Source organism: Conservatibacter flavescens (genome assembly GCF_002795425.1).
Classification (GTDB): domain Bacteria; phylum Pseudomonadota; class Gammaproteobacteria; order Enterobacterales; family Pasteurellaceae; genus Conservatibacter; species Conservatibacter flavescens.
Genome location: NZ_PHHA01000028.1, coordinates 31,006 through 43,311, shown reverse-complemented (window position 1 = coordinate 43,311; position 12,306 = coordinate 31,006). Strand labels below are relative to the sequence as shown.

Annotated in this window: 11 protein-coding genes; 1 reads left to right on the top strand and 10 read right to left on the bottom strand. The window is 38.3% G+C overall.

The features are described from left to right. Positions 1 to 51: 51 nt before the first annotated feature. The 5 genes from dctA to CVP05_RS10830 are packed head-to-tail and all read right to left on the bottom strand — an operon-like array spanning position 52 to position 5,132. Positions 52 to 1,326 carry a C4-dicarboxylate transporter DctA gene (gene dctA / locus CVP05_RS10850; RefSeq protein ID WP_100289589.1) on the bottom strand — a complete coding sequence of 425 codons (1,275 nt, stop codon included), beginning with the start codon at positions 1,324 to 1,326 and terminating at the stop codon, positions 52 to 54. 39 nt (positions 1,327 to 1,365) lie between these two features. After that, the gene (locus CVP05_RS10845; protein ID WP_100289588.1) at positions 1,366 to 2,289 is read right to left on the bottom strand and encodes an amidohydrolase family protein; all 924 of its coding nucleotides are present in this window, start codon (positions 2,287 to 2,289) and stop codon (positions 1,366 to 1,368) included. A 10-nt stretch (positions 2,290 to 2,299) separates the two neighbouring features. Then, positions 2,300 to 2,998, bottom strand: coding sequence for a 4-carboxy-4-hydroxy-2-oxoadipate aldolase/oxaloacetate decarboxylase (ligK, locus tag CVP05_RS10840; RefSeq protein WP_100289587.1), 699 nt, complete (start codon positions 2,996 to 2,998; stop codon positions 2,300 to 2,302). A 3-nt stretch (positions 2,999 to 3,001) separates the two neighbouring features. Next, positions 3,002 to 4,033: an amidohydrolase family protein gene (locus CVP05_RS10835; protein WP_100289586.1), complete on the bottom strand. Its 1,032-nt coding sequence runs from the start codon at positions 4,031 to 4,033 to the stop codon at positions 3,002 to 3,004. A gap of 1 nt (position 4,034) precedes the next feature. Further along, the gene (locus CVP05_RS10830; RefSeq protein WP_100289585.1) at positions 4,035 to 5,132 is read right to left on the bottom strand and encodes a 4-oxalomesaconate tautomerase; all 1,098 of its coding nucleotides are present in this window, start codon (positions 5,130 to 5,132) and stop codon (positions 4,035 to 4,037) included. A gap of 99 nt (positions 5,133 to 5,231) precedes the next feature. Between CVP05_RS10830 and CVP05_RS10825 the strand changes: the two genes are divergently transcribed. Beyond that, positions 5,232 to 6,134 (top strand): LysR family transcriptional regulator, encoded by a 903-nt coding sequence (locus tag CVP05_RS10825; RefSeq protein WP_100289584.1) that lies wholly within the window; start codon positions 5,232 to 5,234, stop codon positions 6,132 to 6,134. A 92-nt stretch (positions 6,135 to 6,226) separates the two neighbouring features. Here the strand turns inward: CVP05_RS10825 and CVP05_RS10820 are convergent, their stop codons facing one another. The 5 genes from CVP05_RS10820 to CVP05_RS10800 all read right to left on the bottom strand — a co-directional run bounded on the left by CVP05_RS10820 (position 6,227) and on the right by CVP05_RS10800 (position 12,219). After that, positions 6,227 to 7,261, bottom strand: coding sequence for a WaaS/CpsH family glycosyltransferase (locus CVP05_RS10820; protein ID WP_100289583.1), 1,035 nt, complete (start codon positions 7,259 to 7,261; stop codon positions 6,227 to 6,229). A 106-nt stretch (positions 7,262 to 7,367) separates the two neighbouring features. Further along, positions 7,368 to 8,378 (bottom strand): galactose/methyl galactoside ABC transporter permease MglC, encoded by a 1,011-nt coding sequence (gene mglC / locus CVP05_RS10815; protein WP_100289582.1) that lies wholly within the window; start codon positions 8,376 to 8,378, stop codon positions 7,368 to 7,370. A 20-nt stretch (positions 8,379 to 8,398) separates the two neighbouring features. Then, positions 8,399 to 9,919, bottom strand: a complete 1,521-nt coding sequence (gene mglA, locus CVP05_RS10810; protein ID WP_100289581.1) for a galactose/methyl galactoside ABC transporter ATP-binding protein MglA — start codon at positions 9,917 to 9,919, stop codon at positions 8,399 to 8,401. Positions 9,920 to 9,996: 77 nt separating this feature from the next. Then, complete coding sequence (mglB, locus tag CVP05_RS10805; protein ID WP_100289646.1) at positions 9,997 to 10,989, bottom strand: galactose/glucose ABC transporter substrate-binding protein MglB; 993 nt, start codon at positions 10,987 to 10,989, stop codon at positions 9,997 to 9,999. A gap of 222 nt (positions 10,990 to 11,211) precedes the next feature. After that, positions 11,212 to 12,219 (bottom strand): substrate-binding domain-containing protein, encoded by a 1,008-nt coding sequence (locus CVP05_RS10800; RefSeq protein ID WP_100289580.1) that lies wholly within the window; start codon positions 12,217 to 12,219, stop codon positions 11,212 to 11,214. Positions 12,220 to 12,306 lie beyond the last annotated feature (87 nt).

Genomic DNA, 12,306 nt, shown 5'->3' with positions numbered 1-12,306 from the left:
AGTAAGGACACGATTGTGTCCTTACTCATTTTTAATGGGTAGTTCAGCTGGTTAACTTTTTGAGATACTCTCTGTTTCATGAAAAACATGTTGCATTTTAGTTTGGTCAAAACTGCCATTCCATGCTGAAATGGCGATAGTCGCAATCCCATTGCCAATTAAGTTGACAATCGCTAACCCAGTGCCAACAAAGCGGTGTATACCTAAAATTAATACCATGCCAGCAACAGGAACAATCGGTAAGACGATTAATGTACTCGTTAGCATAACAAATGCTGCGCCAGTTACGCCAGCTGCACCTTTTGAAGTGAGCATGGCTACAATTAATAAGATAATTTGGTTGGTTAAACTCAAGTCAGTATTTGTCGCTTGAGCAATGAAAATAATGGCCATTGTCATATATAGATTCGTTCCATTAAGATTGAATGAATAACCTGATGGAACCACGAGTGCGATAACCGATTTTGGGCAGCCCAAACGTTCAAGTTTTTCCATGATGTGAGGTAATACAACAGAGGAGGAACCAGTGCCAAGAATAATTAATAGTTCTTCTTTAATAAAGCGGAGATAGGCGAATAAATTGACACCACATAATTTAGCGATGAGGCCGTAGATGACTAGGGTGAATGCAAGCAAAAGGGCATAGAAACCCAGTATAAATTTAATAAGCGGGATTAAAGAGGCTAAACCGTAAGCACCAATCGTGTAAGTAATCGCGCCAAATGCGCCAATGGAAGATAATTTGGAGATTAGGTGTACATTATGGAAAAAGACTTTTGAAGCGCTTTCAATAAAATTATAAACAGGTTTTCCTCTTTCGCCTAATACAGATAATGAACAACCAAATAAAATAGACACTAATAAAATAGCGAGTACGTTACCAGAGGAAAAGGCACCAACAAATGTCGCAGGAATGATGTTCATGACAAAGTCTGTGAGATTGACATTTTTTGCACTCTCGGTATATTTGGTTAACGATGTGGTATCTAAGGCGGCGGGATCAATATTAAAGCCGATGCCAGGTTGGATAATGTGTCCCCATATTAAACCAATAATTAATGCGATAAAAGACATAATAAAAAAGTAAATTAAGGCTTTTCCGCCGACCTTACCTAGTTCACTCATATCTTTCATGCCTGCAATACCTGTCACAATGGTACAAAAAATAATGGGGCCGATTATCATGGCAATTAATTTGATAAAAGCATCCCCTAAAGGTTTAAGTTGTACCGCGAAGTCGGGATAAAAGTATCCTAAGGCGATACCGGAAATAATCCCGATTAAGACTTGAAAATATAATTCTTTGTAAAAAGGTTGTTTAGCCATGCTATTCTCCTTACCACACGATAAAGTGCGGTATGTTTTTTAAATTTTTTTGTGCTCTTCCGGCCAATATAAACGCATTGGATTATGGACTAATAAACGTTGACGGCTTTGTTCCGTAGGGGCAATTTGTGCAATATAATCCACCAGTAATCCGTCGTCAGGCATGTGATCTTTTAAATTAGGGTGAGGCCAGTCTGTGCCGAATAACACACGATCAGGAAAATCTTGGATAAGACGTTGTGCGAATGGAACGACATCAGTATAAGCAAATTGTTCACCATATAGGGCTTTTGGGCCTGTTTTACTTAGACGTTCAGGGCAAGACACTTTAGACCAAATATTTGTATGTTGTTGCATTAACTTCATAAACAGAGCAAATTCTTGACTGTCAACGGTTTTGCTAACGTCAGGCCGCCCCATGTGATCCACGACAACAATGGTGGGTAAATGGGTAAAGAAATCCCATAATTCAGGTAGATCTACCGATTCAAAATACACAACAATATGCCAACCTAACGGGGCGATTTTATGGGCAATTTTCATGAGGGTTTCTTTAGGGGTGAAATCCACTAAGCGTTTAACAAAATTAAATCGTACACCTCTCACGCCAGCATGATGTAAGGCGAATAATTCAGTTTCATCAATATCATGCTTGACTGTTGCTACTCCCCGAGCCTTGCCTTGTGAGCTTATTAAAGCATCAACTAAAGCACGATTATCTGTGCCGTGGCAGGTGGCTTGCACGATGACATTTCTTTCAAAGCCTAACCAATCACGTAATTCAAATAACTTTTCTTTTGGGGCATCACAAGGGGTATATTTTCGTTCAGGCGCATAGGGAAATTTATCGCCAGGCCCAAATACATGACAGTGGGCATCTACTGCGCCTTTAGGTAAAATTAACTGGGGTTTTGATGGGGTAGGGTGAAATGGTAGCCAACCCGGCGTAGTTTCAAATTTCATATCATGACTCCTAATCAATATATTTCAGACCTGCTTTTTCTAATTTTTCACGCATTTGATAGAGGTCTAGCCCTAAAATCCCTGTTTCAAACTGCGAACGTTTGATGGCTTCATTGGCTTCTCGTTTTTCGGCAATATTTGCTACATCAAGTGCTTGTTCTGCAGGGACGACAACAATGCCATCAGCATCGGCGATGACAACATCTCCAGGATAGACCACCATACCAGCGCAGATAATGGGAACGTTCACCGAACCAACCGTCGCTTTGATTGTCCCTTTGGCATGGATAGCCTTACTGAACACAGGAAAATGCATATTCTCTAATGCTTCTATATCACGTACACCACCATCAATGATTAATCCTTGACAACCTTGCTTACGGAAGGAAGTGGCTAGTAATTCACCAAAAAAACCATCTGTGCATTCAGAAGTGCAGCCTGCAACCACAACGTCGCCTGGCTGAATTTGTTCTGCGGCAACATGTAGCATCCAATTATCACCAGGTTGTAATAAAGCGGTAATTGCCGTACCACATAATTTTGCATGGGGGTAGATAGGGCGCATATAGGGGTGCATAAGCCCCATTCTTCCCATCGCTTCGTGGATTGTTGCGACACCAAAATTTTTTAATTTTTGGACCGCACTTTGTGGTGCACGCGTGATATGACGTTTTACAATGCCTAATTGATTGATTTGTAACGTATGCATAATCTATAACCCTTTTGCTTTTAGCTGTTGATCTAATCGTGGGAAAACGCGACGGGCATTCCCTTCATAAATGTGATATTTTTGTTCTTTGGTTAATGTGCTTGCTTCGATATAACGTTTAGTATCATCAAAATAGAATCCGGTGTTAGGATCAATATCTCGTACTGCACCAATCATCTCGGAAGCAAAGAGAATATTTTTGTAAGGGATAACATCGACGAGTAAATCAATACCGGGTTGATGATAAACACAGGTATCAAAGTAGATGTTGTTTAATAAATGCTCTTCTAGCGTTGGTTTTTTCATCATCATGGCAAGACCACGAAAACGCCCCCAGTGATAAGGCGCTGCACCACCGCCATGGGGAACAATAAAACGTAAGGTTGGGAATATTTTGAATAGATCGCCCTGCAAACATTGCATAAAACTGGTGGTATCGGCATTAAGATAATGCGCCCCAGTCGTATGGAAACAATGATGACAACTCGTGCTCACATGAATCATGGCGGGTACGTTATATTCCACCATTTTTTCATAAATAGGAAACCAGTATGGATCGGTGAGCGGAGGAGATGTCCAATGCCCACCAGAAGGATCTGGGTTAAGGTTAATTCCAACATTACCATATTCATTTACACAGCGATCTATTTCAGCTAAACAGGTCTTTGTAGGAACACCTGGTGATTGCGGTAACATGGCGACAGGGATAAAATGGTTTGGGAATAATTGTGACACTCGATAACATAATTCATTACAAATAGATGCCCAAGTAGCTGAAATATTGTAATCACCAATATGGTGCGCCATAAAGCTTGCTCGTGGCGAAAAAAGAGTAATATCAGCGCCGCGTTCTTGCATAAATTTTAGTTGATTTAATTCAATGGATTCCCGTAATTCATCATCAGAGATTTTTAAATCGGATACTTTGGGCATCTCAGAGGGCTGATTGATTCCTGCGATTTGTTTATTACGCCATTGTTCTAAGGCCTTTGGCGCGGTTGTATAATGCCCATGACAATCAATGACTAAACTCATATTATTCTCCTTTTGACCAAATTGATTTTGCGATCATGACATCTCCTCGCATTAATAATCTTGCAGTACGTAATAGGGCGGCATGTGTTACTTTGCCTTGCTGATCACAGGTTAGTGATACGCTGAATTCCCCACTAGGGTGTTCGACTGAGAAAGGACGATCCGGTTCAAAGCGAGATAAATCATAGGCAACCGTGCCTTTCATAGCACAAGCAGTAGCGATGGTTACTGCGGCTAAAACACCAATTGCTTCATGGCATATGTGAGGAATGAAGCAGCGAGTATGTATATGGCCATTTTGAATAGGCTGATTTAATAAGCACATTTTGGGGTAGCTTTTATCAGATACGTCACCTAACTGCATTTTATAGCCCGCTTGAAGACGGAGATTTTCTAGTATCTCTTTTAATTCATGATCTTGGTTTAATTGGGAAACGCTTTCATAGGCGGTACGATTTAAATCTTGTGCAGAAATAAGCACCATCGGCATACCATTATCAATACAAGTGACGTTAAGTTTACCTATTTTCGGGATATCAAATTCGTCATAGGTGTTGCCTGTGGGGAATAACTGACCACAGGTGGATCCTTCTGTATCTAAAAAACGGATTTGTATTGGAGCATGGCTATGAGGGACTCCATCTATTTTGGTATCGCCATCATAATGTATTTCACCATTTGGTGTTTGCACCGTAATATCCGCAATCACACCAGTATTCAGTGTTAGCACGCGTGCGGTTGTCGTTGGATGTTGTGCTGTGATTAAACCTCGTTCTAATGCAAAAGGCACCACTGCCGCTAGCATATTGCCGCAATTAACATTGGTATTCACACTTGTGCTATCTGGCTGTAATTGCACAAATAGAAACTCTAATTCGATACCCGGTTTGTGACTTTTACGCACAATGCCCGCTTTACTGGTTAAAGGGGTTGCTCCTCCAATACCGTCTATTTGGCGTTTATCCGGTGATCCCATCAGTGCGAGGAGAACTTTATCCCGAGTTTCAATATCTTCAGGTAAATCCTGAAAGGTAAAAAAGGGGCCTTTAGATGTACCTCCTCGCATTAACATACAAGGGATGGGGATTTGTGAACTCATATTGCCTCCAAAAATAATTTTTTATTATTGTAAATATTCCAATGTCTACTAAAAAGTGCATAATTGTTCTATCAGATATAACAAAAATGGTGGTGATTTATGGTGGAGTTAAAACAACTGATGTATTTTATTAAGGTAGCAGAATTTAATAGCTATACACGTGCGGCAGATCAATTAGATGTTGCTCAACCATTATTGAGCCGGCATATTCGTCAATTAGAAGTGGCATTAGGACAAAATTTATTTATTCGAAATGGACGAGGAGTCAGGACAACGGAAGCGGGAAATATTCTTTTATCTCATAGTTACCGCATTATGTCTCAATTAGATGAATTAAAAGATGAACTAAATCGCCATAGTGGGAAAATCACAGGAACGATTAGTTTAGGGATTCCGCCAACACTTTCAAAATTACTCGCAAAAGATATTATCAAAACCTTTCATCAACGTTTACCCGATGCTAACCTTATTGTGCGCGAGGGGTTGACCAGTGATTTACAAGAACAGCTAGAATTTGGACGCTTACAAGTTGGTTTATTGCATAACCCCTCATTTATTGCCGCAATAGATTATCAGCTATTAACTCAAGCTTATTTGTGTTTGATTGTACGTAAAGATGATCCATTATTTTTGAATAAGTCAAAAATTACAGCAAAGGATTTAGAAACCATTCCATTAATTATACCTACGCAAGATAATACATTTCGTCAATTACTGGATTATGAAATGGCAAAATTACAGAAGAAAGCTAATATAGTGTTTGAAATTGATAGTAAAGAATTATTATTGGATTTAGTTGAAGAAGGGGTGGGGAATTCGATTTTATTGCCAATGGTATTAGCATTTGGACAAGCGCATCCGGCATTAAAAGCCATTCCGATTCAGGAACCATTATTGCCTTGTCATCTTTATATGGCAACGAATAATAAAACTGCCCCAACACGTTTACAACAAGAGTTTATTAAGATTATACAAGATGTATGCCATCGTTATTTTGCTTAGCGTTAGACTGACACCAATTTTTTGAGCATTTTGGGAATAATAATGAAAATTTTATTTGATTATCAGATGGTCAATTAGATAAAAATTCATCACTATTCTTTTGGTAGATTAATCGGTATGTGAGGTGTAATATCTAAAATATATCTAATCCAATTACCGAAACTATATTTTTCTTTAATATGCTGATCAATACAAATAAATGGCTTTGCTAAAAAATCTTGAATATCATCGAAATTATTATCTAATATAAAAATATTATTGGGGTGATAAAAATCATATTTTTTGACTTCTTTATTTGTTGTAATCAATTTTTTATTATGTCCTAATGCTTCAAATACTCTTAGAGAAAGCCCCTTATGATCACTAATAACAAAATCAAGTAATACCTTTGATTTTCTTGCCATATACAAATTTTCTTCAAAACTGAGTGTTTCACCTGGCTTTAATAATGTAACGTTCTTAGGATAAAGATTTTGATTATTTCCATCATATACGACATTAAAATTAATATTCCAGTGCATTTTTTCTGCATATTTAGCAAAGTTTACCATTAACTCACATCTATCTGATTTATGGCCGCCAAGAAAATAAAAATCATATTCACAAGGTAATGGTGCTAAATCGTAATCAAAATAAAAATTTGTGATACTTTTTAATTTTGGATCAAGCTGCAAATCATCAGCATCAAATACATAACAGCGATCAAAGACTTCCAAACGATCTAACACACTTGGATAACGTCTCATTCCGTCCCATTGATAGTTAATCATGCCATTCTCTTTTGTTCGAGATTTCACATACTTCAAAAAATCTTGAGAGAAACATTGTGCAAGAAAGAATAAACTATAATCAACCTTATTATCACCTAATAAAGAAACTAATTCTTTCTTAAGTATTTCAGATTGCAATTTTAACTTTGCTTCTTTATCCTTTAGAAAAATCTTCCGAAATTTTACCTTTATATTATCCATAATAGATGGATACTCAAACGGTCTTTCCTTACGATCATAACGAGCTATATTGATAACATTAAAACCATAATGTTCTAAATTTTTATGAATTAAATCAGAAATACCATGAACAGTAGAAAGTGCTAATAAAATATTTTTTTGTTCTTGATTTTTCATAGAGCCTTCCTTACTTACACAGCGATTTTTGCTGGATTCTACCTTGATACGAAATAATTAAAAAACAGTGAGCATTTGCCCACTGTTTGAAAATGTTGGTTTAAAATTATTTTTTCTTCGCGTATTTAAGGGAGTCAATCGCAACCGCAAGAATGATAATACTCCCCTTGATAATATACTGCCAATAAGGGTTTACACCGATATAAGTTAAGCCATAGTTAATCACGGTAAAGATTAATACCCCAGTGACAACCCCAATAATTGTACCTACTCCACCAGCAAATGATACCCCTCCAACAACCACTGCGGCAATCGCATCCATTTCATACATGAAACCTAAGTTGTTTGTGGCTGAGCCGATACGACCGGCTTCTAACATACCGCCAAAAGCATAGAAAATACCGGATAGCATGTAGATCATCATTAAGTTGCGTACAACGTTAACACCTGAAACTCGTGCAGCTTCCGGGTTGCCACCGATGGCAAAGATATTTTTACCAAAACGGGTTTTATTCCATAAAATCCACATGATGATGGTCGCGATAATGGCGTAAATCGTGATATAAGATAGTTTAAAATTGCCTATTCTAAAAAAGCCTTGCGCAAAGGTAGAAAAGGTTTCACTAAAGCCGGCAATAGGAGAACCTCCTACAGCATCATAATAGAGTGAATTAAACCCATAGACGATAATCATTGTCCCCATCGTCGCGATAAATGGGGTAACGTTTAATACTGCGATAACGAATCCATTAAGTAAACCAATCACAGCGCCAATCGCACATACCGCAAGCATCACAACAGGAATTGGAATTTCCCCTAAATTTGGGAATACTCGGTTCATATTATCCATAGATTGCAACATGGTGGCGGATACTACCGCAGCAAGGCCGACTTGACGTCCTGCGGATAAGTCTGTGCCTTGTACCACAAGTAAGCCAGCGATACCGAGTGCAATAATCAAACGCACAGAAGACTGCGTAAGAATATTACTAAAGTTCATAATATTTAAGAATGTTGGGTCTTGTATAATAATCACCGCAAGGAGGATAAGTAGAACAAAATAGATAGCATTTTGTTTAAAAAGATCCCAAGTTTTATTTTTTTGTAAGGCGCTCATAACTATTTCCTTATCTTATATTACAAATGTTTCGCAGCAAGTTGCAAAATTTCTTCTTGTGAGGTTGTTGCGGTATCTACAATACCTGCGACTTGACCGTTGCTCATGACGAGAATGCGGTCGGTTACCCCTAATAATTCAGGCATTTCAGATGAAATCATAATAATACCTTTGTCTTTTTTAGCGAGATCCATGATCAGTTGATAAATCTCATATTTTGCACCAACATCAATACCTCGCGTTGGCTCATCTAGCATTAAAATTTCAGGCTGTGTCAATAGCCAACGGCCAATAACCACTTTCTGTTGATTTCCCCCTGACAATGAACCAATGGTGGTTTTTTGTGAAGGTGTTTTAACATTCATGGAATCAATCACCCATTGAGTGTCACTTTTCATTTTTTTATTGCTTAATAATCCCCATTTTGTCATATAAGCTTTCATGTTTGAAATCAATGAGTTAAATTCAATACTGAGATTCGCGTAAATACCGGTTGAGCGTCGTTCTTCTGTAACAAGGGCAAAACCATTATTAATTGCTTCAAGTGCGGTCCGATTTTTCATCGTTTTTCCATGTAGTTTAATTTCACCATAGGCTTTTTCACGCACACCAAAAATAGTTTCAACAATATCGGTACGTTTTGCACCAACAAGTCCGGCTATACCAAGAATTTCCCCTTTGCGTAGCTGGAAAGAAATGTCCTTGATAGAGGGCTGGTTTTTGGCTGTAAGGTTTTCGACTTCTAAGATGATTTCTTTCGGTTCATTGGTTTTAGGCGGAAAACGTTGTGTGAGTTCACGTCCAACCATCATGGCAACAATGCTATCCATCGTCGATGTGGCAACCGGAACGGTGTTAATCCATTTACCATCACGTAAAATGGTAATTTCATCACAAATTTTGAAAATTTCGTCCATTTTGTGTGAAATATAAATAATGCCGCAACCACGCTCTTTTAACTTGGCGATGATTTTGAAGAGATGATCTACTTCTTTTTCTGAAAGGGAAGAGGTCGGCTCATCCATAATCACAATTTTGGCATTATAAGAAAACGCTTTCGCGATTTCGATCATCTGCATTTGTGAAACAGAGAGATTTGCTACTTTTTCTTTGGGATCAATATGGATATCTAATTCATCAAAAATTGCTTTGGTGTCATGATACATCTTATTATGATCAACAAATATCCCTTTCATTGGGTAGCGACCTAGCCATAAATTGTCCATTACATTGCGTTGGCGTACAAGATTTAATTCTTGGTGCACCATAGAAATGCCGTTTTCTAAGGCTTCTTTAGAGGTTTTAAAATTTACTTTCTTACCTAAAAATAAAATATCACCTTCATCTTTGGCATAAATACCAAATAAACATTTCAGTAATGTTGATTTACCGGCACCATTCTCTCCCATTAAAGCATGCACAGAATGAGAACGAACGGTAAGATTCGCTTTATCTAATGCTTTAACACCTGGAAAGGATTTGCTGACATTTGTCATTGTGAGTAGCACTTGACTATCATGACTTTCTGTATGTGTGGTCATATCCAACCCCAATTTCTACTTATCTTAAAAATAGGGACGAAAAATTCGCCCCTTACAACTAATATTGATGATATGAATTATTTTAAGAAGTTATCCAAGTTATCTTTATCTACGCCGACATAAGGTACACGAACTACGCGGTTTTCCAATTTCCAGTCAGTGCCTTCTGCCGCAGGTTTGCCAGTTGCAAGATTTTGAGATAGTTGAACAACAGCTTTACCTTGGTTAACACCATCGTTTAGCACTGTTCCGGCTAATTCCCCGCGTTTGATTAATTGTAATGCTTCCGGTAGCGCATCCACACCGAAGATTGGTAGTTTTTTGCCGTGTGCTTTTGTCGCTTCTAGCGCCCCTAATGCCATGCCGTCATTATTGGAGATAATAACTTCAATATCATTAGCACGTGAACTTGATAACCAAGCGTCAACTTTATCTTTAGCCATTGCAGCATCCCACATACCGGTATCCATAAATAATTGTTCCGTTGGGATACCTTGTGAGTTTAACTGTTCAATTACATATCTTGTACGCGCTTCGGCATCTGGATGTCCAGGCTCCCCTTTTAATAAAACAAATTGAATTTTTCCATCTTTGTTTAGATCGAGATCCGGATTAGCTTTCCATTGCTTAGCAATTAAATCCCCTTGAATAATACCGGATTCTTTAGGGTCCGTTCCGACATAATAAGCATTTTCATAGCTTGAAATCACTTTTTCACCCGGATCTTTATTGAAGAAAACAATTGGAAGATTATCCGGTTTCGCTTTGTTAACAATAGTTGGTGCAGCAGAAGGATCCACTAAGTTAATCGCTAATGCTTTTACTCCGCGAGAGATGAGCACATCCACTTGGTCATTTTGGATTGATTGTGCGTTTTGAGAATCGTTCATTAATAGCTTAATGTCTTTATAGTTTTGCGCTTCCTTATCAATTTCTTTGCGCATTAATGCCATAAAGTTATCATCATATTTATAAATAGTCACACCGATACGGGTTTCGGCTTGTGCGGTGGCACTGATAGTACCTAAACCAACGGCTAATGCGATTGCGCTTAATACTGTTTTTTTCATCATGAGTTGTCTCCATATTGAAGTTTCAATGTTAGCTCTGTTATTGAGCCATCAGTTTGAGCATCGAGACCGATTTTCTGTTTCACTGTTGCAATCGGTTACGACTAAGATAACTGCTGTTAAATATACCTTTTTTAATGTTAGAAAAATGTGATCTCATTCACATTATGAAAACGATTACATTATTTTTTTATAAAAGTGGAACCTAGCTCACAAAATTTTTTATTTTTCGACCGCACTTTCGGTAGAAAAACGACGTACTAAGGTTGGATTAAATTGAGTATGACTTGGTTTTATTACGGATTCATTGACCAAGCTTAATGCAAGTCTTGCCGCATAATTTGCCATTAAGTCAATAGGGTAGCGAATGGTTGTGAGCTTCGGGATCAAATAGCGAGCAATAGGCATATCATCAAAGCCTATCACAGAAAATTGGCTTGGCACTCGAATATTATTTTCATTGAGTACGGATAATGCGCCAGCAGCCATAGAATCATTGTAAGCAATGAGCGCGGTCAGGTTAGAATTAAAGCTGAGTAACTTTATCATGGCTTCTTCGCCGCCTTCAAAGTCGGGGGAACTATGAGCTATAGCATGCTCTAGCGCGGGCAAATTATAATGTTTTAAGGCGGCTAAATAACCGCTTTGACGTTCGATCTCATCTGTGATTTGATGATTTGAGCCGATATAACCAATACGTTTATGTCCTAAATGCACCAATGTTTGAGTCGCTAAAAATGTGCCTTTTTGATTATCTAAACTTACACAACGATTTTCATAACCAGGAATCACGCGGTTAATCACAACCATACCCGGCACATGGTCTAAATAATTTGCAAGGGTATGATTATCTAAGGCTTTAGAGTGGACAACTAAGCAGTTACAGCGTTTGCGTAATAAGGTGTCGATAGCTTCTTTTTCTTTTTCCGCATGGTGATAGCCGATACCAATTAAGATAGTTTTGCCATACTGTTCAGCGACTTGATCAACGGCTTTGACTAAAATCGCAAAAAACGGGTCAGTGACATCAGTGACAACAACACCGATGGTCGTTAGATTTTGTGAGGCGAGTGCTTGCGCATTGGCATTTGGTTGATAACCTAATGCGCTGGCGGCGGCTAATACAGCTTCACGAGTTTTTGTGCTGGAAGAAGAGTGGTTATTTAGCACACGGGAAACTGTGGCAACAGATACACCCGCCTGCTTGGCAACATCTTTAATGGTAATCATAGGGAGTCTCTTATTCGTTTTCCGCTTATTTGACCGAGCCTATATCATAGTTAACTTCTGGTTTGTTGAAAACGATTACTTATTAAA